The 24,475-nt window shown below is 57.2% G+C and carries 22 protein-coding genes and 1 other RNA gene; 5 read left to right on the top strand and 18 right to left on the bottom strand.

All coding sequences use genetic code 11. The annotated features are described in order from the left end of the window. Positions 1-7 precede the first annotated feature (7 nt). The gene (locus BFR47_RS15830) at positions 8-466 is read right to left on the bottom strand and encodes a hypothetical protein (RefSeq protein WP_139215209.1); all 459 of its coding nucleotides are present in this window, start codon (positions 464-466) and stop codon (positions 8-10) included. Between the two features lie 196 nt (positions 467-662). Between BFR47_RS15830 and ybiO the strand changes: the two genes are divergently transcribed. Beyond that, positions 663-2,972, top strand: a complete 2,310-nt coding sequence (gene ybiO, locus BFR47_RS15825; protein ID WP_217645582.1) for a mechanosensitive channel protein — start codon at positions 663-665, stop codon at positions 2,970-2,972. Positions 2,973-3,069: 97 nt separating this feature from the next. On the opposite strand, the gene BFR47_RS15820 is transcribed toward ybiO, so the two are convergent. Then, the gene (locus tag BFR47_RS15820; protein WP_217645590.1) at positions 3,070-4,239 is read right to left on the bottom strand and encodes an MFS transporter; all 1,170 of its coding nucleotides are present in this window, start codon (positions 4,237-4,239) and stop codon (positions 3,070-3,072) included. 140 nt (positions 4,240-4,379) lie between these two features. On the opposite strand from BFR47_RS15820, the gene BFR47_RS15815 reads away from it, so the two are divergent. After that, positions 4,380-5,291 carry a LysR family transcriptional regulator gene (locus tag BFR47_RS15815; RefSeq protein ID WP_083399188.1) on the top strand — a complete coding sequence of 304 codons (912 nt, stop codon included), beginning with the start codon at positions 4,380-4,382 and terminating at the stop codon, positions 5,289-5,291. A gap of 96 nt (positions 5,292-5,387) precedes the next feature. Then, entirely contained in the window at positions 5,388-6,821 is a 1,434-nt protein-coding gene (locus tag BFR47_RS15810) for a heavy metal sensor histidine kinase (RefSeq protein ID WP_071473958.1), read from the top strand. 38 nt (positions 6,822-6,859) lie between these two features. Here the strand turns inward: BFR47_RS15810 and BFR47_RS15805 are convergent, their stop codons facing one another. The 4 genes from BFR47_RS15805 to BFR47_RS15790 form a co-directional block, all read right to left on the bottom strand. Then, positions 6,860-7,255 (bottom strand): c-type cytochrome, encoded by a 396-nt coding sequence (locus BFR47_RS15805; protein WP_217645581.1) that lies wholly within the window; start codon positions 7,253-7,255, stop codon positions 6,860-6,862. A 102-nt stretch (positions 7,256-7,357) separates the two neighbouring features. Continuing rightward, a complete protein-coding gene (locus tag BFR47_RS15800) occupies positions 7,358-7,846 on the bottom strand; it encodes a cupredoxin domain-containing protein (RefSeq protein WP_071473956.1) in 489 nt (162 codons plus the stop codon). A 44-nt stretch (positions 7,847-7,890) separates the two neighbouring features. Further along, a complete protein-coding gene (locus BFR47_RS15795; protein ID WP_083399187.1) occupies positions 7,891-8,853 on the bottom strand; it encodes a copper resistance protein B in 963 nt (320 codons plus the stop codon). A gap of 20 nt (positions 8,854-8,873) precedes the next feature. Next, complete coding sequence (locus BFR47_RS15790) at positions 8,874-10,733, bottom strand: copper resistance system multicopper oxidase (protein ID WP_071473955.1); 1,860 nt, start codon at positions 10,731-10,733, stop codon at positions 8,874-8,876. A 218-nt stretch (positions 10,734-10,951) separates the two neighbouring features. Between BFR47_RS15790 and BFR47_RS19480 the strand changes: the two genes are divergently transcribed. Together BFR47_RS19480 and BFR47_RS19475 are read left to right on the top strand one after the other, a co-directional pair. Further along, positions 10,952-11,203, top strand: a complete 252-nt coding sequence (locus BFR47_RS19480; RefSeq protein WP_425434025.1) for a response regulator — start codon at positions 10,952-10,954, stop codon at positions 11,201-11,203. Positions 11,204-11,211: 8 nt separating this feature from the next. Next, positions 11,212-11,628: a winged helix-turn-helix domain-containing protein gene (locus BFR47_RS19475; RefSeq protein WP_425434024.1), complete on the top strand. Its 417-nt coding sequence runs from the start codon at positions 11,212-11,214 to the stop codon at positions 11,626-11,628. Between the two features lie 32 nt (positions 11,629-11,660). Here BFR47_RS19475 and BFR47_RS15780 read toward each other — a convergent pair whose 3' ends face one another. The 12 genes from BFR47_RS15780 to BFR47_RS15725 form a co-directional block, all read right to left on the bottom strand. Beyond that, the gene (locus BFR47_RS15780; RefSeq protein WP_071473954.1) at positions 11,661-12,518 is read right to left on the bottom strand and encodes a PA4780 family RIO1-like protein kinase; all 858 of its coding nucleotides are present in this window, start codon (positions 12,516-12,518) and stop codon (positions 11,661-11,663) included. A 469-nt stretch (positions 12,519-12,987) separates the two neighbouring features. Then, entirely contained in the window at positions 12,988-13,464 is a 477-nt protein-coding gene (locus tag BFR47_RS15775) for a peptide-methionine (S)-S-oxide reductase (RefSeq protein WP_071473953.1), read from the bottom strand. A 311-nt stretch (positions 13,465-13,775) separates the two neighbouring features. After that, entirely contained in the window at positions 13,776-14,903 is a 1,128-nt protein-coding gene (locus BFR47_RS15770; RefSeq protein ID WP_245748965.1) for a lipocalin-like domain-containing protein, read from the bottom strand. Between the two features lie 146 nt (positions 14,904-15,049). Then, positions 15,050-17,575, bottom strand: coding sequence for an ABC transporter permease (locus BFR47_RS15765; RefSeq protein WP_245748964.1), 2,526 nt, complete (start codon positions 17,573-17,575; stop codon positions 15,050-15,052). After that, a complete protein-coding gene (locus BFR47_RS15760) occupies positions 17,554-18,240 on the bottom strand; it encodes an ABC transporter ATP-binding protein (protein ID WP_071473951.1) in 687 nt (228 codons plus the stop codon). Before BFR47_RS15760 ends, BFR47_RS15765 begins: the two co-directional genes overlap by 22 nt. Before the next feature lie 398 nt (positions 18,241-18,638). Continuing rightward, positions 18,639-18,887 carry a DUF3297 family protein gene (locus BFR47_RS15755; RefSeq protein WP_071473950.1) on the bottom strand — a complete coding sequence of 83 codons (249 nt, stop codon included), beginning with the start codon at positions 18,885-18,887 and terminating at the stop codon, positions 18,639-18,641. 567 nt (positions 18,888-19,454) lie between these two features. Beyond that, entirely contained in the window at positions 19,455-20,114 is a 660-nt protein-coding gene (locus BFR47_RS15750; protein WP_071473949.1) for an NADPH-dependent FMN reductase, read from the bottom strand. A gap of 133 nt (positions 20,115-20,247) precedes the next feature. After that, positions 20,248-20,721, bottom strand: coding sequence for a hypothetical protein (locus BFR47_RS15745; protein WP_139215207.1), 474 nt, complete (start codon positions 20,719-20,721; stop codon positions 20,248-20,250). A gap of 237 nt (positions 20,722-20,958) precedes the next feature. Further along, positions 20,959-21,297: a DUF3147 family protein gene (locus BFR47_RS15740; protein ID WP_281245986.1), complete on the bottom strand. Its 339-nt coding sequence runs from the start codon at positions 21,295-21,297 to the stop codon at positions 20,959-20,961. 517 nt (positions 21,298-21,814) lie between these two features. Next, positions 21,815-22,114 (bottom strand): helix-turn-helix domain-containing protein, encoded by a 300-nt coding sequence (locus BFR47_RS15735; RefSeq protein WP_217645579.1) that lies wholly within the window; start codon positions 22,112-22,114, stop codon positions 21,815-21,817. Positions 22,115-22,321: 207 nt separating this feature from the next. Beyond that, an RNA gene (gene ffs / locus BFR47_RS15730) (signal recognition particle sRNA small type) lies at positions 22,322-22,419 on the bottom strand. 139 nt (positions 22,420-22,558) lie between these two features. After that, a complete protein-coding gene (locus BFR47_RS15725; protein WP_245748963.1) occupies positions 22,559-24,247 on the bottom strand; it encodes an SLC13 family permease in 1,689 nt (562 codons plus the stop codon). Positions 24,248-24,475: the final 228 nt, after the last annotated feature.

The raw sequence follows: 24,475 nt of genomic DNA, 5'->3' as shown, positions 1-24,475 counted from the left end.
TGCACAACTACAGGTCCGTCATCAGTTGTTCGTATTCCTGGATGGCATTATCGATCATTTCACGGAGTTCGAACGCATCTCTACGAGAGAGTATCAAACAAACCTCTTGATGGCCGGCACAGTCGTCATCTTCACAAACCAACTTGACCCCCTGACGACTCTCCTTGAAGTGAACATGATCAAACTCACTGATAACATGTTGTTTATTCTCGATAATGCTCACGTCCATTATGCCTTCAGGGTTTACCACTATATTGACATGATAATGATCATCACTTTGCAGGGTATAGCTACACCGCTTGGCTAACATATCGGTCTCCTTTACTGTTTCAGGCCCGAAGACATTGTAGGGCAAAAACAATGGCGTTCGAAAAATAACCACCCAGGTAGCAGAAAAAAGTCTTACCAATTTTTTATAATACCCAAGGCTTGCTACCGGAGTTCCATACCGGAGGGCCGCCGGCATCCACCCTATCTCCTCACTGTTTCTGCAAGTATTTGAAATTTAACACGCCATTTCCAGTATGTTACCCTGCTCAATCCCCTTGTTCATTCATATAAACAACCCGAAGGATTAACCGTCCATCTCTTTGAACCTACACGCTGACAGCCAACTGGAGGCCACTGGTGAACCTGATAAAAAGACTCACCCTGCTGACCCTGTGGCTGCTCTGTGCTCCCCTTGCGAGTATGGCGCAGGCCCAAGCCAGAACACGACCGAACCACCCCCTTACGCCGCCCTGGCGGAAATACTGGAAAACGAATCATCACGCCAGCAACTGGTGGCAGAGCTGCGCGGCCTAGCCGAGCAGCAAGGCCCCTCCGTTACCGCCCCCGGCGCAACGGCCGCCAGCGCCGAACCATCCCTTCCCAGCCAACTGGCGGACACCACCCGCCGGATAGCCGGCGATCTCGGGGACCAGTTCAACAACCTGATCGCGGTGATCGGTAACCTGTTTGCCGGTCATCCGGCCGGAGACAATGGCCGCTTCGACATGACCACCTTCATCAGCGCCACCCTCAACCTCGGACTGGTGATACTGGCCACCCTGGTGCTGTTCTGGGTGCTGCGCCGGTTGGCAGGGCCGCTCTTTACCCGCCTGAGTCACTGGTCCCGTCATGGTGCAGGCAAAACGCCGGTACTGCGGCTGGTGTTGTGTGTGGCACTGGCGGCGGCCATCGACGTGCTGGTGGTGGGGCTGGCCTATCTGGGCGGTAACCTGATGGCCACCTTTATGGTGGGAGAAACCGGTGAGCTGACCACCCAGGCTTCGCTGTTCCTCAACGCCTTCATGGTAATAGAGCTGCTCAAGGCCGGGCTGCGGGCGCTGTTTTCTTCCCGCTATGAAGGGCTGCGGCTACTGCCCATCGACTCGGCGGAAGCCGGGTACTGGAATCGCTGGCTGGCCCTGCTGGTCGGCCTGCTCGGCTACGGTGTCATGGTGCTGGAGCCACTGATCAACATCAATATCTCTCCCACCCTGGCACAGGGCGTCAATACCCTGATCATGTTCGGCGCCTTCTTCTATGCGGTGGCGGTGATCCTCAAGAATCGCCGCCGTCTGTACCGTGCCATTAACGATAAAGCCGAACAAAGCACCATGGCCGCGGGCAAGGTCAGCCTGAAGCTGCTGGCCCGAACCTGGCATCTGTTCGCCCTGGCCTATTTTGTGGTGGTGCTGCTACTGACCCTGCTGCGCCCGGCCGACGCCCTGCCTTTTGTGCTGTTTGCCACCCTCAAGACCCTGGGCATAGTGGTGCTGGGCATACTGCTCTCCACCCTGCTGAGCCAGACCATAGGCCGGCGCATTACCCTGTCGGACGATCTGCGCCGCAAGCTGCCGCTGCTCGAATCACGGCTAAACAGCTATGTACCCAATGCGCTGCGCTTTGTGCGCATGCTGATGGTAGCCGCCATTATCCTGCTGGTGCTCAACGCCTGGGATGCGCTGGATCTGCCCGCCTGGTACGCCTCCGAGTCTGGCGGCAAACTGATGGGCAAGGTCATTGGTGTGGCCTTCATCCTGTTTGTGGCCGCCGCCCTGTGGGTAACCATGGCCAGCCTGATTGAGCACAAGCTCAACGCCGACACCGGCAACGGCGAGCCTTCTGCCCGCGCCAGGACTCTGCTGTCGCTGTTTCGCAGCGCGCTGGCCGTCACCCTGGTCACCATGACCGCCATGATAGTGCTGGCGGAAATCGGTATCAACATAGGGCCGCTGATCGCCGGTGCCGGGGTGCTGGGCCTGGCCATCGGCTTTGGCGCCCAGAAACTGGTGCAGGACATCATTACCGGGGTGTTCATCCAGATTGAAAACGCCATGAATACCGGCGATGTGGTGACGGTGGGGGGCATTACCGGCACCGCCGAAAAGCTCAGCATTCGCTCGGTGGGTATTCGCGACCTCAACGGCACCTATCACATCATTCCGTTTTCCAGCGTGGATACGGTGTCCAACTACATGCGCGAGTTCGGCTATCATGTGGGTGAATACGGCATTGCCTATCGCGAGAGCATCGACGAGGCCATCGCCCAGCTGCACAACGCCTTTGACGAGCTGGCCGCCGGCGACGAGCACAAACACGACATACTCGAGCCGCTGGAAGTGGCCGGTGTTATCGCCCTGGCCGACAGCTCGGTCAACATCCGGGTGCGCATCAAGACGGTGCCCGGCATGCAGTGGGCGGTTGGCCGGGCCTACAACCGGCTGGTGAAGCAGCACTTCGACCACGCCGGTATCGAGATCCCCTTCCCCCATACCACCATCTACTTCGGTGCGGGCAAGGAAGGCGAAGCGCCGCCCGCCAACCTGCGGGTGATGCAGCAGAAATTCGATGCCGACGGCCGCCCGCACGGACAGCCAGAGTCCGGCAACAAGGTGATAGCGGCCAGGCCCGAGTCCGGCAACAAGGTGATAGCGGCCAGGCCCGAGTCTGCCGTTACCGAGGATGCCCCCAACGACCGGGACTGAGACAAGCTCCCTATGTAACAAGGCCGGACAATGTCCGGCCTTTTTTACAGTAACCGTCAGCTTCAGCCCGCCGGCAAAGCGACCCGGATAAACACCTTCAGACCGCTGGTTGCATCGGGCGGGATTTGGGGCTGACACTCAGTATCCACAACGCCAGCATGACCAGCAGCACCGAGGCCGCGGCCAGGGTAAGGAAAACCGCGTCCAGCGTCCCGGTAGTATCGCGGAGGTAGCCGGCCAGCAGGTTACCCAGAGTGCCCCCCAGGCCAAAGGTCACCATACAGATACCGCTGATTTGCATGGTGGCGGTAGACGAGTAGGTCTGACCTATCCAGCCCGCCAGTATGCCCCACATGGGGAAATACATCAGGCCATAACCAAAGCCGGCCACCAGCGCAAATCGGGCCGGATCATAGACAAACGCCAGCAACCCCAGGGCGAAACCGCTGAAGATCACCATCAGTGCGACACCGTGGCCGTTGCGATCGGCCAACCAGCCCGTGACCACGCCAGCCACCATGCCGGTGATCCCCACCGTGGTCCAGGTGTAGCCACCCAGTGCAGCCGGCAACGCCAGTTGATCGAGATAGGTATTGAGCCAGTTGGAAAAAGGCATGGTGGTAAACCCGACCAGAAAGCAGATCAGGCAGGCGAACATGGCGGTTCTTTCACCGCAAATGGTGGCCAGCAGCCTGGAGGCGGGAATGTTGGACTCGGGAAGCGCTGCCGTGGTGGTTAGCGGTTTTTTCAGGTTGTTCAGCAGATACCAGGTCATCCCCACAACCAGTATGCCCATGCCCCCTGCAATCTGCCAGCTGTGTTGCCAGCCGAGTACGGGTACGACCAGCAGGATCATCAGGCCATTCAGACCATAGCCCCAGGCGGTGCCGCTGGAAGCGGCCGAAAGATAGGTCGAACGCTGCTCGGCGCGGGCATGACGGCTGATGATTTCCACTATGGTACCCCAGCTGATGGCCGCGCTGGCCGCCAGGCAGGTCAGCACCAGGGTAATGAACAGCGGGTTTTCGAGTTGCGACATGGTAAACAGCAGGGCGGTGGTCAGGGTGCCGGTCATCAGCGACAGACGGGCCGTCCCCAAACGATGGCCAAGCAATCCTATCAGCATGGCACCGCCAAGATAGGCCAGCTGGGTGAGGGCCCCAATCGCAGCCAGGTGCCAATGACTGAGGCTGATCGACTCCCGCATCAGCGGTACCAGGGCGGCAAACAGAAACATGCCAAATCCGTGACTGACTATCTGATTCATTCCGAAAACAACGGCCATTTTCATCGCTGACGCTCCCTGATCCTGTGATGAATAAGTAACCCGGCCATCCTGAACGCTTGTTAAAATTCGGTAAATCGATAAATATCAATATCTGCCTTCAACAAGATTGAATTCTCATCATGCGTGACTTACCTATTACCCTGCTGCGCACCTTTGTGGTGGTGGCGGAAACGCTCAACCTGACGGTGGCAGCAGGCCGCCTGCACAAGGCGCCCTCCACCATCAGCATGCAATTGAGCAGACTGGAGGCGCTGGTGACTGCGCCGTTGCTGGAGCGGGGACAATATGGGGTCAGGTTAACCCCGGCGGGAGAATTGCTCAGAGCCCACGCGCAACAGTTACTTAATCTGCACGACCGGATCCTGGGCTCGTTCCAGAATGCGGATATCAACGGCAAGGTGCGGTTCGGCACCCATGATCAGTACGCTACCCGCAGCCTGACACCGCTGCTGGAGGCCTTTGTACTGAACTACCCGGAAGCCCGGCTGGAAGTCTTCTGTGATCACCGCCCCCACTATCTGCTGTCACTGCTCAGAGAAGGCAAGCTGGACCTGGCCCTGATCGAAATGCCGGTGTTGTCCGACGGAGGACAGCGTCTCGACCGGGATGAGCTGGTGTGGGTTCGTTCACAAACGCACATGACCCATCTGCGGGATCCCTTGCCCCTGGCGGTGTTTGTTGACGGCTGTTACCACCGGGACTCGGCCTGCCAGGCACTGGAGAAAGTGGAACTGCCCTATCGCATTGCCTTTACCAGCCAGAGCCGGGCCGGCGTGCTGGCGGCGGTGCGCGCGGGCATTGGCGTGGGAGTGATCCCGCGCAAGACACTGGAACAGGACATGGTGGTGGTGGAACAGGGGTTACCTCCCCTGCCAAAAACGGATACCACCCTGTTTGTGGCCGATCAGGTCAACGAGGCGACCGCTCGTCTGGCGCAGACCATTGAACAGAGCCCGCAGTTTATCCGTACCAGAATGGAGCGCCCGCATGCTCTGGCAACGGTTGAGTTGGCAACAGTGTCAGGTGAATGACGCCCGGCGATGACATTATGGTCATCCGGCTCGAACCCTGTGATTACGTGGTACATTGGGCGCCGTGTTGAGTGCAACGGGGCATAGAGCGACATCATGGGCAGTTATCTTTCTTTAACCAGCCGCCTGAGCCTGATGTTCAGCATCACCATGCTGGCCATATGGGGCCTGGTCAGTGTCGTATTGATGCAAGCGCTGGAGCATCACTTTGCGCGCCAGGACGAAACGGACATTCAGGGCAAGATAATACTGGCCAAAAACTTTCTGACGACCCATTTACAAGGTACCGATCAGACATGGTCATTGCTGGAAGCGCACCTGAACGATGCGCTTTCCGGGCATGGCGGCCATTATCTGCTGATACAGGATGAGCAAGGCCGGATCCTGGCAAACGCCAAACCCGAGCATCGCCAGCAACCGGGAATGACCCGCGCTGTTCCCGCAGCTGAATCCTTGCCCTTACAGGAAAGCTGGACCGAAGAGGGAATTCGTTATCGCAGCATTACAGAACAAATCTTCCTGGACCCCTCCCTGCCCTGGGCCGACGCCCCCCAGTCGGTGTTGGTTCGTGTGGCGCTGGATACCAGCTATCATCAGCATTTTATCGACGAGATAAAAACCGGGCTGGCCTGGCTGACCGGTGCTATTGCGCTGGTCTCGGTGCTGCTGGGATGGTTCGCATCACGCACGGGACTAAAACCATTGCGCACTCTGGCCTCTCTCTCCGCCCGGGTTACCGCCAACAAACTCGACCACCGGCTCCCCCTGGCCAATGCACCGGCCGAGCTGCACGCTCCCATTCAGGCATTTAATGACATGCTGGAACGGCTGGAAGATTCTTTTCAGCGGCTGACGGCCTTTTCTTCGGATATTGCCCACGAGCTGCGCACCCCGGTCAACAGCCTGATGATGCAAACCCAGGTGGCGTTGGCACACCCGCGTAATGCCGAAGAATACAGAGAGGTTCTCTACGCCAACCTGGAAACCGCCGAGCGGTTGGCGAGGATGATCGGTGAAATGCTGTTCCTGGCCAAGTCGGAGCAAGGCCAGCTGAGCATGCAGCCCGAGCCGCTCGCATTGGCCGATGAACTGGATGAACTGCTGGAATTTTTCGAGCCCCTGGCCAGTGAGCAGCAGGTGCGATTAAACAGACGGGGGAACGGCCACCTGCTGGGCGACAAGTCCATGCTGCAGCGGGCATTCAGCAACCTGCTGACCAATGCCATTCGTTACACCCCGCCGCAGGGCGAAGTGCGTATTGCGGTGAGCAGCAACCACGAAGGCACCACAGTGGAGGTGAGCAATCCGGGCCCGGCCATTCCGCCGGAACAATGGCCCCGGCTGTTCGATCGCTTCTACCGGGCAGACAGTGCCCGCCAGCCGGTAACCGAAGGCACCGGGCTGGGGCTGGCCATCGCCAAGGCGATTATCACCGCCCACGGCGGCACCCTGTCGGTGCATTCCGATGAACGAGAAACCTGCTTCAGGGCCCATTTTTCCGGCGATGGCCCGCCTGTCGCAACGAAATAGCGACGGCGTCACAGCCGCCGCCGAATAACCGCAACGGCTTATTTGATGCCGTTTTTCCGCTGCTGCTCGCGAATATAGGCGATGATGTCGCCCACCTGGTCCCGGGTGACGCCGGGCACCGGCGGCATGTCGCCAAAGCGCCAGTGATGGGCCTGCACCCCGTTGGCGGCGGCGCGGTAAAAGGACTCATCACCATGATGGGATGGCTCATACACCTTGTGAATAAACGGCGGCCCCTGGCGAGTGCCGTTAAGATCGGCGCCATGACAACTGGCGCAGTTATCCTGATAAGCCTGCTTGCCCTGCTGTATTTGCCCGGCTCCGGCGGACAAGTCGCCCTGCAAAAAGTGGCTGCCGACCATGGCGATCGCGGCCAGCCCCACCATTCCTGTCCCCCACAACCACCAGCGGTTCGTCTTTGATGTGTTATTCACGGCGTTGCTTGTCCTCTTGTTCGACTGGCTGAAAAATTCGGCTGGATAAAAAGTTCGGCTAATAACAGGAAAAGGCATGGGCCGCGGCCCATGCCACTCCCCTTACATTACCTGTACGCGGCCTTTCATGCCCGCTTCCATATGGCCGGGGATCAGGCAGGCAAAATCGACGGTGCCGGCCTGTTCAAAGGTCCAAATCAAGCCGCCTTTCTGGCCCGGTTGCAGACTGATCATGTTGGGCTCGGCGTGTTTCATGTCCGGCATCTGACGCATCATCTCCGCATGCGCCTGCAGCGACTCAAGATTGCCAATCACCAGTTCATGGGCCAGCTTGCCCGAGTTTTTGATGAAGAAACGCACGGTTTCGCCGGCGTTGACCTCAATCTGTTCGGGAACGAAACGCATATTATCACCCATCACCACTTCGATGGTGCGGCTGACCTCGGCAGAACTGCCGGGCCGGCCGATGCCGTGCATATCCTGCTGCATGGCCGCCATATCATGGCCATCATGATGACCACCGTGTTCACCGGCGGCCATCGCCATGCCGGGTAGCAGTGACAGCATTAAAACGGGCAGTGTTTTTTTCATGTGTTGTTTCCTTGGTATGAGTTTTATCGTGCAATCATGATGATTTAAAACCAGAACCTGACCCCGGCGACCCAACGGGTTTCCTGGGTGGCCTCACCTTCTGCTCGTACCTGGTCGGCACTGTTACCCAGGGCCGCCGCCCACTCCCACCCCACATAGGACGCAAACTGGCGGCTGAATTCATAACGCAACCGAGCACCGGCCACCAGTTCGGACAGGCCTCGGCCCTGGCCGCGTTCGGCGTCATTCTTGCCATAGGCGGTCAGTTCCGCCCTTGGCTGCAGTACCAGTCGCTGGGTCAGCAAGAGTTCATATTCTCCTTCCACCGCCAGCGCCGTTTGCCCATCGTCACCCAGATAGGCGGTGGCATCCAGTTCGAACCAGTAAGGGGTCAGACCCGCCACCCCAAAGGCCAACCAGCCCTGATCCGGACCGTGACCAGTGTCGTAACGCACACCCAGCTCACCGTTCCAGAACGTCGTCAGGGCATGGCTCCATAACAGTTCGGTGCTGGCTTCTTGCAGCCGCCCTTGTTCTGTATCGCCTTCTGCCTTCAGTACGGCTCTGTCGTAGTCATAGCCAAGCCAGGCGCGGGTGTCGTAGGTCAGCGCATGGCCCTCACCATTGTCGACCCGCTCCAGCCTGTCGACCAGCACACCGTAAAAAACGTGCTCGTCGGCCAACCGCAGTTGCCGTGGACCAGGCAGGACATAGGGCCCTTCTTCCAGGGTAACGCCACCAGAATAAGCATGGGGATCCCGGGCATCGGCGGGGGCCGAGCCGCCCTGCATCTGCATGCTGCCATGATCCATGCCTTCCATCTGGCTGTGGTCCATCGCTTCCATCTGGCTGTGGTCCATGCCCTGCATCTGGCTATGGTCCATCCCCTGCTGGCTGTTTGCCGATACCGAACCGTGCCCGGCATGAGCACCCTGAGCCTGCGCCACCCCGGCCGGCAGCACCGACAGGGCCAGCAGAATGCCGTTCAATCCGGATGTCATCGTCATTTTCCCTCTTTTGATCCGGCTCATGACACCACCACCTGCCGGAACATGCCCGCATCCATATGAAACATAAGGTGACAGTGCCAGGCCCAGCGCCCCAGGGCATCGGCGGTCACCAGAAAGCTGATCCGCTGTGCCGGTTGTACCGGTATGGTGTGGCGGCGCACCAGAAAGTCCCCATCCGGGCTTTCCAGCTCGCTCCACATGCCGTGCAGGTGCATGGGGTGGGTCATCATGGTGTCGTTGTGCAGGATAATACGCACCCGCTCGCCGAAGTTCAGGTGAACCGGGGTGGAGCTGCCGAACTCGACCCCGTCGAACGACCAGGTATAACGCTCCATGTTACCGGTAAGGTGCAGCTCTATTTCCCGCTCCGGTGGCCGTGGGTCCATGGGCCCCCCCGGCGTGCGCAAATCGGCCAGGGTCAGTACCCGGCGTCCGTTGTTGCGCAATCCCACACCGGGATCGTCCAGATTGGTGCGCGGTGTATCCACCCGCATATCCACGCTGGGGCCGTATTCGCTACGGGCATGGCGCACCTCGCTGCCGGCCCTGGTCAGACCGCCGGCCATGGCACCGTGATCCATCCCCGTCATGCTGCCATGTTCCATTCCGGCCATGGCGCCCATGTCCATGCCACTGTGGTCCATGCCGATCATATCCATACCGCTATGGTCCATGCCGCTCATGGCACCCATCTTCATGCCGTTGTGATCCAGGCCACCGTGGTTCATGGCCCCCATGTCGCCCATCATGTCGACCATGGTCAGATTCTGGGGTGGGTCCAGCTCGGGGATGGCGGCACGCAACCCCTCCCGCGTGGCCAGGGTGCCACTGGCATAGCCGGTTCTGTCCATCGCCTGGGCAAACAGGGTATAGGCCTCGGCCTTTGGCTCAACCAGCACATCGTAGGTCTCGCCGGGGCCGAAGCGGAATTCATCCACGGTCACTGGCGCTACATTGAGGCCGTCGGCCTGTACCACCGTCATCTTGAGCCCGGGAATACGCACATCATAAAAGCTGTTGCCGGCACCGTTGATAAAGCGCAACCGCACCCGCTCGCCCTGCTTGAACAGGGCCGTCCAGTTACCGGCGGGCGCCGTGCCGTTCATCAGGTAGGTGAGGGTCTGGGATGACAAGTCCGCCAGATCGCTCGGGCTCATGCGCATTGCGTTCCACATCTGCCGCTTGTTCAGCGCCGTCATCAGGCCGTCACTGGACACATCCCGGAAAAAGTCGAATACGGTGGGCTGATTGAAGTTGTAGAAATCGCCCTGACTCTTGAGCTTGCCGAACACCCGCATCGGGTTTTCGTCGGTCCAGTCGGACAGCAGCACCAGGTGCTCGCGGTCGGCCTCAATGGTCTCGCCCTCGGCCGGATCGATGATCAGACCGCCGTACATGCCGGTCAGCTCCTGCATGCCCGAATGGGAGTGATACCAGTAGGTGCCGCTCTGCTCCAGCTTGTACTTGTAGGTAAAGGTTTCGCCGGGGGCAATGCCGGGGAAACTGATGCCCGGCACCCCGTCCATCTGGTAGGGCAAGATGATGCCGTGCCAGTGAATGGAGGTCGGCTCCTTCAGCCGGTTGGTCACGCGGATGGTCACCTCGTCCCCTTCTCGCATGCGCAGGGTCGGCCCGGGAATGGAGCCGTTGATGGTGGTAGCCATGCGGTTCTTGCCGGTGAAGTTGACCGGTGTTTCATCGATCACCAGCTCGAATTCGGTACCGGTCAGCACGGGAACGTCGCCGGTCAGGGTACCCGGGCTGGCGGCCCGGGCCGGCGTTAGCATGGGTGCCATGCCCAGCACCACACCGCCGGCGGCCAGCCCCTGCACAAACCGGCGCCGGGGCAGATTGGGACTGTTCTTTGCCTCTGTCATTGCACCTTCTCTCCTTGTGGCATCTTGTTCATTTGGAATTGTTGTTATGAAGAGAATAGAAAGGCGGCCCTGTCTGCAGGATGACGACAAGATTACAAAATTGTCATCTTGGCCCCGCAACACTGGTTCCGTGTATCATGCGATAAAGATAAGAGTAGAGGTGACGCGCCCCGGGCCGTCATCACGCTTATTACCAACAGCGCAAAGAGATACCCGCAATGAAACTTTTGATCATTGAAGATGAGCAAAAAACCGGAGATTACCTGCAGAAAGGGCTGAACGAGGCGGGGTTTGTGGTGGATCTCGCCCGCACCGGCCTGGACGGGTTTCATCTGGCGGTGAGTGAGCCTTACGATTTGATCATTCTCGATGTGATGCTGCCGGACTTGGACGGTTGGCGTATTGCGGAGTCGCTACGCAACAAGGGCCGGCAAATGCCCTTGCTGTTTTTGACCGCTCGCGACAGCTAGAAGACCGGGTGCGAGGGCTGGAGCTCGGCGCCGATGATTATCTGGTCAAGCCGTTCGCCTTTTCCGAACTGCTGGCCCGGGTACGCACCCTGCTGCGCCGGGGCACACCCCAGCCACAAAGTAATCAACTGGAAGTGGCCGATCTCACACTGAACGTGTCTCGACGCCGGGCTATCCGTGCCGGTGAACACATTCACCTCACCAACAAGGAATTTGCCCTGCTGGAACTGCTGGTGCGCCGGCAGGGTGAGGTATTATCGCGCTCGTTAATCGCTTCTCTGGTCTGGGACATGAACTTCGACAGCGATACCAACGTGATCGACGTGGCCATTCGCCGGCTACGCGCCAAAATCGACGATGGCTTCGAGCTCAAGCTCATTCAAACCATAAGAGGAATGGGCTACACCCTGGATGTGCCGCAATAACCCGGGCCGGCAATTGATTAAACGGCTGATGCTCAGGCTTCTCCCTCGGCTTCACGTATACGCTCTTTACGTTCCTGCTCTTCTTGCATCGCCGCTTTGATTTCTTCCAGTACGGAATCTACATCTGCGCTGTTGCTGTCATCTTCAAACTCACCACTGAGTGTTGAGTTAGTTGTCAAGTTACCTTCTTCGAACAATGCCCACATTTCTTTGGCGTATTGCGTGTGCAACAAGGCAGGTGCAAAATCGCCATAATAGCGACGCATATTGTTGACATCACGGGCGAACATTGCTTCTGCACTATTATTGGCGGCGGCATTAACCGCTTGTGGCAGGTCGATAATCACCGGGCCGTTATCATCAACCAGTACGTTAAATTCGGATAAATCACCGTGTATGATGCCCGCACAAAGCATGAGCTTGATGTAATGCATCATGATGGCGTGATCTTCAATCGCCTGTTCTTCCGACATCATCACATCACCGAGTTGTGGTGCGACATTGCCCTCGTCGTCAGAGACCAGTTCCATTAGTAATACGCCATCAACGCAACCAAAGGTTTGGGGTACGCGTACACCGGCATTGGCTAACCGGGATAAAGCATCAACTTCGGCGTTTTGCCAGATTTTTTCCTCTAATTGGCGACCATAGCTTGAACGCTTTTCCATGGCTCGTGCTTGACGACCACCACGAACTTTTCGCCCTTCCTGATATTGTGCCGCCTTTTTGAAGCTACGTTTAATGGCATCTTTATAGACTTTGGCGCAACGGATGTGCTCACCACAACGGACAACAAAAACATCGGCTTCTTTGCCGCTCATGAGTCGGCTGATCACTTCATCGATTAAACCGTCATCGACGAGCGGCTGTAGGCGTTTGGGTATTTTCACAGGCTGTCCGCCAAGTATATTTGTATATAAGTCATTGTTTATAAAGATATTCTGCGTGTATTTTCATGTAGCAATCAGGCAGAGTATCACCTTTCATGGTGAGTGTCGATGATGGGTGAATAGCAGACTGATGGCCGCTTTACCTGTGGTATGGCAGAGTTTTACAGCCACTTTCACCCTGGCAATTGTCCGACTGTATGAACGTGTTATACAGCATTTACAGTTTTGGCCCGAAATGATCCAAAGCTAAAACCATGATCCAGTAACACCCGATTGCAAGCCCAATTGCAATACTGATATTTAGGTAAAAATACAGGCCCTGTTTCAATAGAAGGAGAACAGCCAAAAATACATGACCGATCTATGCGACTCCGAAGCTGATATCCACCCAACAGAAGCAATCAGACTTTAAAAACGAAAAAAGCACCTGGACAGGTACTTTTTCATATTAGCGGAGACGGAAGTAAACTTATGTCCGTCGATATTTGTGCAATAAATCCAATGGAATATGACAATAATCATCCGGGTGCAGGGTCAATCGATCTTGATGCTCGTCATCACTTTTCACATAATTTGTTAGCGGCTTTACTTCAACGGAAATCTTATTGGCGTCGGGTCGGGCGGCAATATAATTGTTAACCACCTCGAGATGCTTGCCATCTCGACTATATACACCGGTGCGGTATTTTTCCCCTACATCTTCACCCTGTCTGTTGATACTGTAAGGGTCTATGATCTCAAAGAAATAATCCATCAGCCGGGAAACTGACACCACCTGCGGATCAAACTGAGTGCGTACACACTCCGCATAACCATCGTATTCAGATTGTGTTGTATGGGTCGCGCCGTTTGCCCGGCCAACTTCGGTATTTATCACGCCGGGCAAATGACGCATGAACTCCTGAACGCCCCATAAGCAACCACCGGCAAAAAATATTTCTTCCATTGCAATTACCTTTCCCGACCAACGCGAAAAATGGAAACTTTAACAAAATTGGCGGCAAAAACAAACGCAGCCCGGTCGTCATGCCGACCAGGTTGAGCATGCACCTCAGGGTCGGGCCCGGAGTTCGGTCAGTGGGCATACGCAACAGGCTCGGGATAATGATCCTCCGTAGACTGGGTCGCCAGATAGAGCCGGCTTACATCAGTGTAAAATGCAAGGCTTCGGGAACAAGGCTTCGGGAACAAGGCTTCGGGAATGGGTCAGGCCAAAGACAAACCCGCGTTTTAACGAATTTCGGGTAACTGCTTCCTCTACCGGGGTTTTGTGTATCCGGTCATTTCCAGGTAGCCCTGGCCGCGCGGAGCACCACTTGCGGCGTCGGTCACGCTGACCGCCCCTTCCCAGTAGGGCACCGAGGTGTTCATCCAGCGATTCGCGTGGCGAGCCGCTATCTCCAGTTCAAGGTTTTGCTCTGGCAGCGTCAGACGCCAGCGCACCGGCACGCGATGCCCGGCCGCGTTGGCAAACGCCTGCGGCACCAGGGTGAACGCGTCGGCAGTTAGCGGTGTTACCTCGCCAGCGGGGGTGATCCAACTGCCGGAAAGATAGTCGTCGTGGTTTGCCCCCCCACCGCGCAGGCGAAAGGCCATCAACCGGGCGCCGCTGTCGAGGTGCAGCGAAAACCAGTCCCAGCCGGTTTGGCCTGCACTCAGCAACTGACTGCTCCATTCCCGGTCCAACCAGGCCCGCCCGACGACCGCCACGCGCTCGCCGTTAAGCCACACTTCGCCGCTGACGCGATAAAAGGGCTGGCTGTAATACATGGAGCCTTGCCCGTCGGCCGATTTCTGGCTGAAACCGCGGATGCCATGGCGCACCAGGGGCCCTTCGGCCTCGAGCTCCAATTGATAGCCAAAGGGGCCCTTCTCGTCCTCGGCTTGAGCCATCAGGCGAAGGCGATCCAGGGCATCGCCCCCGGAGTGTGTACTCAGGCTTTCAAGTCGCCAGTCATCCAGCCAGGCGCGAAAAGGCCGGGCCATCACGCCGGCTTGCTGTTCGGCGTCCGGAAGCGGTACGCCGGTGCCCCGTGCGAAACGTTCGGCCACGCGATGGTGCTCGCCAAGAGACAGCGCCATGTGTGCCATCCACAGTTGATCCGCAGCCCAGGGCCCGGCGTTAGACCTGATCCCGAGATCGGCAATAGCGGCGCTGGCGTCGGACGCCCTGGGCTGCTGCGCCTGACGGAACAGCGTCCACTGTATGCCCAGCGGCTCGCCATCCGCGTTTTCAAGATTGGCCGTGAGATACCACCACTCGATGCGAAAGTCCGGGTGCGGCCCGTGATCGTCAGGAAAATGGAGAGGAGTGTCTGGACTGGCGTGGGCATAGCCCTGGCTTGATGCGCCCAGACCGGCAAAGCCGGCTCTGCCGCTACTCACATCCGTCCCCGTAACCGCACCCTGGCCAGACTCGGATCTGGTCTCGGAACCGGGATCAGGAGCCGGGCCGCAGGCCCCGAGCAGCAACAACATACACAGCACGGATAAACCACGACGCGGAGGGTTCAGGTGCCACGGTTTGATCTTCAAGCGCTTTCCTCCTCCGCCAGCAGTGCCCGGGGGGGCGTGCGCCACAGCCTGAACATCGGCAGGGCCGCCGCCAGCAGGGCCACCAACACGGCAATGGCCAGAGTCAGGCTCATCTCGCCGGGAAAAATGTGCAGCGGAAGCCGCCAACCAAAGGCCGCCACATTGATGCCCCACACCAGGCAGGCGGTAATGGCGATGCCGAGAGGAATGGCCAGCAGGCCGGTGACCAGCGAGACACCGGCCAGCTGAGCCAGCTGAATGCCAAGCAGCCGACGCAGTGGCACGCCCATCGCCCAGAGTGTGGCCATTCGTTGGCGCCGTTCCCGGGCTTGCGCCAGCAGAGACGCCAGCAGCGCCAACGCCGCCACGGTAAGCGTCAGGGTATTCAGCGCCCGGGTAATGGCAAAGGTGCGTTCGAAGATGGCGGTTGCCGTGGCCTTGACCTCGCGCTGGTCTCGCAAACTGTGCGGCGTCAGGTTGAAGCGCTCGATCAGCTGCCGGCGTAGCAGAGTGGCATCCTCGCCAGAGTACATCACGATGCCGATGGAGGCCGACGGCACCCTGAACAGCCGCCGCACCTGCTGCGTGGCCAGCACCACCTCGCCCCGCGGGTTACCGTAATCGGGGTAGATGCCCACCACGGTCACAACTTCAACGCCGCCGGGAATAGCCAGGCTGAGCCGGTCGCCCAGAGCAACGCCCTCCCCCCGGGCCAGCTGCTCGTTGATAAAGGCCTCGCCATGCTGGAGCGCCTGCCAGGCGGCATCTCTGTCGCCAAGGGTGGCGAGCAGCGGCCAGTCCGCCATCAGCGATGGGCCCGGCGTGATACCAAACACCGGTAGCGGCAGGCCCGGATGGCGGCGGGCGGTATTGTCTGTGATGCTGTCTGGGCTTACCTCGAGCAACTGCGATTCGGCGTCGGCGGTGATCAGCCGCTCCTTGACCTCATCGCGCCGGTCAAGCCAGACATCAATTTCTGCGAATTGCGACGCCGGCGGCTTGAGATAAAGATCCGCCATCAGCCGCCGGTCGAGCCAGTCCAGAAAGGTCAGACGAAAGCCGCCCACCATGCTGCTGACACCCAGGTTGGCCGCCAGCGCAATCAGCAGTGCCATCATGGCCAACGACAGCCGTGGCAACTGCAGTTGTAAATCGGCCAGGGCCCACTGGGTGAGTGGCCGGCTGCGAGCCAGACGGGTCAGCCCGCCGAGCGACAAGGTCAGTAGCAAGGCCAGCAGTGGCGGTAGCCACAGGGCGGCGGCCAAGATGATGGCCGCGACCAGTCCGAACCCGGCTCCCAGCCCCTCGCCGCTGGGCCGGGTAACCAGCCATAGTCCGAACGCCAACGCCGACAACGCAGCCACTCCGCCCAGCCGTGCTTGCATCCGTAACTGGCGCTGAAAACCGGCTCGCCACGCCTGCGCCTGACCGAGCCCCAGCAGGCTGATACGGCTTGCCCGCCACAGCACGCCGCTGCCGGCAATGAACAGCCCCCCCAGCGTCACCCCAATACCGCCCAGCCAGTAATGCCAGGGCAGGCTGAGCGTACCGCTGACGTCGGCGCCGTAAAGGCTTTGCAGGGTCGCGGCCACATCCGGCAGCAGCGTTTTGGCCAGCCACAGCCCGCTGACCAACCCTGCCAGCGCGCCAAACAGCCCCAGCAGCACAAGCTCAAACGCCAGCAAGGCAACCAGGGTGCGGCCAGACACGCCAAGGGCACGTAGCGTGCGCAACAGCCCCAGGCGTTGTTCCAGTGCCAGCCCCAGTGCCGCCTGAACGATAAACAAGCCGACAATCAACGCCAGCAGCGCCATGGCCGTCAGGTTGAGATGAAAGCTTTGGGTCAGCTCACCGGGGCCTGCCCGACTATCGGCGCGAACCGGTGAGAATCCGCCGGGAGCCGCAGGCAGCGCATCCGCGGCGCTGACCAGCGCGGTGATCGCATCACCGGCACCCAGCAGCTGTGCGGCGATGGCAATATCCATCACCAGCGTATTGGGCGGCAGTTCGGGCACCTCCATCATGGGGGGAAATGGCGTACCACCGTGCAGTGTTGGCTGAGTACCCAGTTGGGAACGGGTATCTGGTGCCAGGCGGGTCTGCCAGGGTGGCATGAGAAAGTCCTGCAGCTTGCCCGGCGTTCGGGTGCGGGCCAGGGTGCTGCTGCCAGACAAGGTGAGTGGATCGATACCAATGAGGGTGAGTTGTTTGCCGCTGTCGGTAACAACCTCACCCTCGAGCAGAGGCGAAACCAGTACGCCTGCCCGGCGCAGCTGGATAAAGTCGTCCCGGGTCAACGCCTGACCGTCCTCGCGTTCGAGACGATCAAAACCGCTGCCCAGTAATGCCTCGGCCCGTGCATAATTTTCACGCGCCGAGGCATTGATGGCCTGTACACCGCTCCATAGCGCCCCCGCAACCCAGAGTCCCAGCAGCAGCATCGCAAGCTGACCGGGGTGACGCCGATAGTGTGATAACAGCGTCGCCAACGCCACCACCATCAACCGCATGGCAAGCGGCACTCGGCGGGGTCGGCCAGCAGTTGACCCCGGTGCAGGATCAAACGACGATCCAGCGGGGCGGCGACTTTGAGGCTGTGCGTCACCATCAGCAGACTACTGCCGCTTTCGGCAACCAACTCCAGTAGCAGCGCCAGCACCGTCTCGGCGGTCGTTTCGTCAAGATTGCCAGTGGGTTCATCGGCCAACAACAACGCCGGGCGAGACGCCAGCGCACGACCAATGGCCAAACGCTGTTGCTGACCGCCAGACAGTTGCTCGGGATAATGGCGCTCGCGCCCGGTAAGATCCAGTCGCTCCAGCAGCCGGGCCGACCAGGCCGGATCTTCACGCTCCGCCAGCCGGGCCTGCAGGCGCAAGTTGTCGGCCACATTGAGGCTGGCGACCAGATGAAACTGCTGGAACACCAGGCCGAGCGTATCGCGTCTGATGCGCGCCCGGCCGGGTTCATCCAGGCCGGCCAGAGACTGGTTGCCGATGTATACCTCGCCCTGGTCGGGCAGGTCGAGCCCCGCCGCCAGGTGCAACAGCGTCGACTTGCCGCTGCCCGATTCACCCATCAGCGCCAGACTTTCGCCGGCTCCAAGGTGCAGGTTCACGCCCGACAACACGCTCAGCGGCCCTTGCGGGGTCGTGTAGGTCTTGTGAACATGGCGAAATTCAAGCATGGCGGACTCCCTGTGGTTTAACGACGCCGTTGTTTCAACGCCCCCCTTGTTTAACACGACTTCTGTTTAACACCAGCATGGCACAGACTCCCGATCGGCTCCGGCCTGAGAGGTAGCCGGAAACATCGCGCCAGAGGCTTATATTTAAGTCATGTTTGACGCATTCTGCTATTAAAATTGAGCATGGTGCCGCCTGACGGCCCAATAACGGCTTGGGCAAGCTGTCACTTGCTTACCCGCCATATACAACACATCGTTGATGATTGAAAAAACAAAAGAAAAACATGAGAGAAACTTTTAGTAAAACATCATTAATACATAATAATACATACAAAAAAAGGCCTGGATGTCTCCAGGCCCTTTGGGGATACTGATAGCAAGTCGCTTTGTAGAGCAAATTACTTATAAAAGGCTTCAACCTTTCCTTTCAGTGTGATCAGCATCGGTTGTCCGCGACGATCCAGGGCTTTAGGCGATGGAATTTTCACCCAACCTTCACTGATGCAATATTCCTCGACATCGAAACGCTCTTTATCGTTGAGCAGAATACCAATGTTGTGCTCGAAAATTTCTGCCACATGATGTGGGCTGCGGGGGTTTACAGAAAGGCGATCCGGTAAAGCTGGTAGCGAGTTAGTGTCGTTCATGTTTAACCTAGCGTAAATAAATAGTGCGCTATTGTAGACAATGTAAGGCTAACGCTCAAGAGCTATAGCAATTTTTATCAGAGAATACATAAGGGCAAGTCCACACTATCAATCGATTAAATCCATCCATTAAAATTCACATTATCCGAACCTTGCCTGGATTATATCGCCCAGGTGTAAATGTAAGGCCTGCCCCATGCTTTTTTGCGACGAACCATTTTCCTGCCAGCACCGATGTTAATTAAAGCGGTCAAATAATGCATGAATTATTGAACACCTCAGACACCATCACCAGAAAACAAGACACTAAAGACTGAATTAGCAGCTGGCATCCATGCCCCGTATTTTGGCAGGGTCTACTGATTTCATCGCCTTGCTCTTTCTGTCTTGGCGTATGGTTAACGTCACTAAAATTGCGATTCAGCCCTGCGCGGCTGCGTCCCTTGCTTATATTTTCCGTTTTCATTATTCCCTTAATCAAACGAAGTAATACCTTGTGGTAGTCACTCACCCTTGGCGTTGTAAGCCGTGACGCGACAGAAAGCAGGTTGCTGTACAACCCTCGCACTAAGGAGCGTTCCGCTCGGAAGGATCTGTTTTGAAATTTCTGACCATTCTGTGCGGATCAACCTCAGCCCTATGCTCACTCGCGGCCTGAGCCCACCAGACCAGCTGATTGAACGCCCGACCAAAATAATCAAACCAGGATGCTTGCTCCTCCCCTGCCAGCGGTGATCCATCGGCTGCAAAGATCTCTTGTGCTTTAGGCACATGAATCATTGCAGAAACCGGAAGACAGCCCAGCTCCGAAAGAAAGGTTCGCATTCCCACTGCCGCACGCATTCCACCCCATTGACCCGCAGAATAGGTAACGATTGCACTGGGCTTGTAGGAAAACAGGGAGCTCCCAAAATGGTTTAACAGATTAGCCAACGCAGGGCTCATTGAGTGATTGTATTCGGGGCTGATCATGATGAAACCATCGGAAGACTCAATTTTCTCCGCCAGCTCATTGAGTGCCGGTGGAGCCTTGCTTTTCGGGTAAGAAAAATGCGGCTTGAAAACAGGCTCCAACGGGTAATCCAGAGCATCAACCAACTCTACCCCATGCCCGCCGTATCGACTATCCATACATTCAATACACGCTTTCGCCACCCGCAGGCCAAGGCGGGCGGGTTTAGGGGGGGTACTATCCCGAACCGTACCCAAAAAAACCAGAAACTTCATTCATATCACTCCATTTGTGAGACGCGGAACATAACCGTTTTAATAAGGTTCACAGACGCGCTTGGAAAAATAGTGAAGCGCCATGCGTATTTTAGCCTCGACCTGCCGCCGGGCATTTACCTTACGCGACCGGTTATAAACTTTTTCGTACAAACTGCTCTACGCTAAATTTCTGCCCACTTGCCTGATAATGAGCATCAAGGGCATAGGCCATTCTTTCCAGCGGAGCGTCGTCATATCCATAAGTCTGCATTTCTTGAATATAACGGGCAATGAAACCCTGAGGTGTTAGTTCCTGCCATTGGATCACATGTACCAATTCATGGAAGTGAAGCCGCAACTCGTGTGCAGCACGCTTTGTTACGTAATAGGTATCATCATAGGTGATTCCTTTAGCATCCATGTCGATGAAGGCTCCCAGACCTGCTTCTCGCAACTCGGGGAAATCCGGCTTCGGAATCTTGTCGACAACTACGAAATAGGCAGTTTCAAGAAAACTGTGTGAATAGAAATCGTTGAAGTGTTTTTGAAAAACAGTGCAAGGCCGACGCATGTTCTCGTAGGAAGCATTCACCTGACAAATCCATTCTTCTATTTTTTCGTACACAACACCCCCTGTTAATAACGCCCGCATTAACGATTGAAATGAAATAAGTTTGTTTTTTCCATAGTGGCGTAATCAGACACAAAAGAAACCACGAAATGATAGCCGGGCAAGATACATTTTCTTTCCGTCATTTTTCGTCCGGGAAATTTCATTTATAGCTACACATAACATTTGAAGCCCAGCAGACGCTCTGCCGGGAACTACGGCCGCGTACTGCTTCGACCTGTTATACGGTGTTTAAAGCCCAATACCATAGCTACGAAGGATAGCGACCATTATCCAGTAGCAGATTGCTGTAATGCCGATTGATACTGCCAGGGCAAGGTAGAAATTAATCCCTTGTGCTAAGAGAACCGTCAACGCAACAAACAACGCCAGTGATGGCAGAACCAGCCAGAACACGCTGCTTGCAAGATCTTTGACTCTGCCAGTATCACCCGTGTCTATGTAAAGCCAAAGCATTGCCAAGACTGACGTCAGCGGCACCGATGCCAGTACAGCGCCAATGAATGAACTACGCTTCGACACTTCCGATATAAGGACAATCAGAATAGCAGTCACTACGACTTTGGCAATATAATAGATCAGCTTTATCTACCTCCTGCTGGCAATGTATAACGCCTCAAACACCGGCGCAGCCATGCTGCGCCCGAGTGCTTTTATTTGTTATAAGTATGCTTTAAAAGCTGCACCTTCTCATTTATTTTTTGTCCGGGCTCCAAAATGCCTTGACCCTTGGTCGCGATATAAAGAAAGACAAGGCAATAAAACGCCGCATAAATTCGCGCACAGAACACGAACAACGCAAATATACTGTGCGTATAACCTGGATTTGAACAGGGCGTTCATACGGCTGGGTCAGGCTGTATTCATCCCGACAAGCACGCTACCGCCAGATCTTGCAGGCGACCTTGCCTCTCCCTTTCCCTGCTGTTGAGCCGGAGTGGCCGAAAGTTCGATGTAATTCATATGAAGCTTTCTCATTATAGGCACTGAGGATTGTAGCTTAAAAGGTAACAGGGCGGGATAAAGACGAGGCCGCTCCGGTGTTCCTGGTTCGGCTCGCTTGAAGGGAGTAAAGGCTTAAAACGGACTAACGACTCGTCTGGTTGGTATCGAGTGCAACCAGTAACTCGGTTCTTGTGGTGGGAGGCTGCTTGGCCAGCAGGCAGATCAGCTCGGCCAGAGCATCGTCATCACAATAAAAATAGGCCACCGGCACGTCCAGTACCTCGGCGATACGCCACAGGGTCTGGTAGTCCGGGGCGTGTTTGCCCTTTTCGTACTGGTTCATGCGGGCACTGGCTGTGTTTTCGTCCATGCCGAGGCGTTGCCCCAGCTGCATTTGGGTCAGCCGGGCGGCGCAACGTGCGGCCTTCAGTCTCCGTGGCAAGGGATTTTCCATCAGCTGAATTATCCGATAAACGATTGATAATTCATCTTTTTAGCACATGTGCAGGCGGTTCGCCAGAGAGAAGGCGTAAGGCTGAAAAAGGGGTGTTGGCGATGCGCAATTCGTCGTCATTCTCAGTCAGAGATGACAGCACAGGTAGAAACAATACTGAGGGTATTCGAGGAAACACTGAAAATTGGAGGTGACCGCCGCCAGCCACATCCCGGCACTCGGAGGTTCCTGCTTGGGCTGCTCCCTTCCGGGCCTGACCTGGTAAACAAGATTCCGATGCGAGAGGACCAACGGGGTCACCATCGAAGAAAGGCCAGTTTAGCAAAGATCTGTTTTAATGCAATAAATCACTGACTGTTTGCGGATTTATTGGCCAGTCAGGAAGGTCGTGAGGGGAAACTTCCCCCTCACGCCTCTCGCTTCATGGTTCGGTTAAAACGGAAACATCAGCGGCACCAGGGTAATGACCCCCGCCGAATACAGCAGGCTGACCGGCAGCCCCGTCTTCAGGTAATCCACCATACGGTAGCGCCCGGGCGAATACACCATCAGGTGGGTCTGGTAGCCAAACGGGATGATAAAACAGGCACTGGCGCCAAAAGCCACCGCCATGATAAAGGGCATGGGGTCGGCACCAAAGGCGCTGGCGGTCGAGAGCCCGATGGGAAACACCAGGGCGGCGGCGGCGTTGTTGGTCACAATCTCGGTGAGGATCAGCGTAATCAGAAACACCCCGATAAAGGCGCCGTACACCCCATAACCACTGCTCAGGCTGCGTACCGCATCGGCCACCAGTTGGGCCCCGCCCGAGCTTTCCAGCGCCTTGGCCACGGTCAGGGCCGAGCCGATGATCAGCCACAGCTCGAACGGAAAGCGCCGACGCAGCTCGCTCAGGGTCAGAATGCGGGTTACCAGCAGCGCCGCCAGCAACACCAGCAGGCCATTCAGCAGGGGCACCATGCTCGCGGCGGCCAGGGCAATGACGATTCCAAAGCCGCAAAAGGCCAGCAAGCTCTGGCGCTTGTGCAGCTTGGGTCGCTGCAGAGTGCCGCTTATTACGTGAAAATTGCGGTCGATGTTGCGTTGATCGGTAAAATCCGGCCCCACCGCCAGCAGCAGGCTGTCGCCCACCCGCAGCGGTATCTGTCCCAGCTGGCCGGTCAGCCGGCGCTTGCCACGGCGAATGCCGACCACACCGGCATTGAACAGCGTGCGAAAGTCCACCTCACGCAGGGTACGGTTGGCCAGCTCCGACTCGTGAGCGATCACCACCTCAACCAGGTTGGAGGCCAGCAGCCGATCCACACCGTTGCCAAACAGCTGCAAACCGGGGAAACGCTGCAACGCCTGCACCTTTTCCACTTCACCGGTAAACACCAGCACGTCGTCCTGCTGCAATACTTCGTCCGGCGACACCGGGCTCAACAGCCGATCGTTACGCAGTATCTCCAGCAGGAACAGCCCGTTCAGGTTACGCAACTGGTTGGCTTCTATGCTTTTGCCAATCAGCGGCGAGTCGGCCATAACCTGGGCTTCCAGAAAATAGGACTGGGGCGTTTCCTGGTCCTGCACCCGGTTTTGCGGCAGCAGCCGGGCACTGAACATCAGCCCCAGAATACAGAGCAAGGCCACCGGCAGGCCCACCAGGGTGAACTGAAACATGCCCAGCGGCGGCAAACCGGCGTTGATGACGAAGGAGTTCACCACCAGGTTGGTGGAGGTGCCCACCAGGGTGGTAATGCCGCCCAGAATGGAGGCGTAAGACAGCGGGATCAGCAAGCGCGAAGCAGGAATGTAACCTTGCCGGGAAATCACCCCCAGCAAGGACCCCACCACGGCGGTGTTATTCAGAAAGGCGGAAAGAAAGGCCGTTACCCCCATCAACCGCAGGCTGGCCATCGACTCCCGCCCCTTGAGCAGGGTGTCAGACACCCGATCCAGCAGAGGCGAGCGCTCCAGTGCCAGCGACACCAGCATCAGCACCAGCAGGGTGATCAGCGCCGGATTGGAAAAACTGGTCAGCAGGGCCTGTTGTTCGGTCACCCCCAACAAGACATAACCAACCGCCCAGCAGGTAAACAGCACCGCCGGCGGCACTCGCCCCTGGATCAACAAAACCAACAGGGCGCCAATTGATGCTAATACCAAATATGCTGACATATATAACCACTCGCTCTTTAGGCAGGGCTATCATTGTAACCATATATCAAATAAACTGGATATATAGATCATCTATAACATTTGGTTATTAGAATAATCCATAATATGGAGCGGTATCACATATGAATCTGACGCACCTGCAACGGCTGGAAGCCGAAAGTATCCACATCATGCGGGAAGTAGTGGCCG

The sequence above is a fragment of the Oceanisphaera psychrotolerans genome, assembly GCF_001870485.1.
GTDB classification, from domain to species: Bacteria; Pseudomonadota; Gammaproteobacteria; order Enterobacterales; family Aeromonadaceae; genus Oceanimonas; species Oceanimonas psychrotolerans.
Note: the sequence above shows the minus strand (reverse complement) of the source record. Positions and strands in the feature narration are given on the sequence as shown.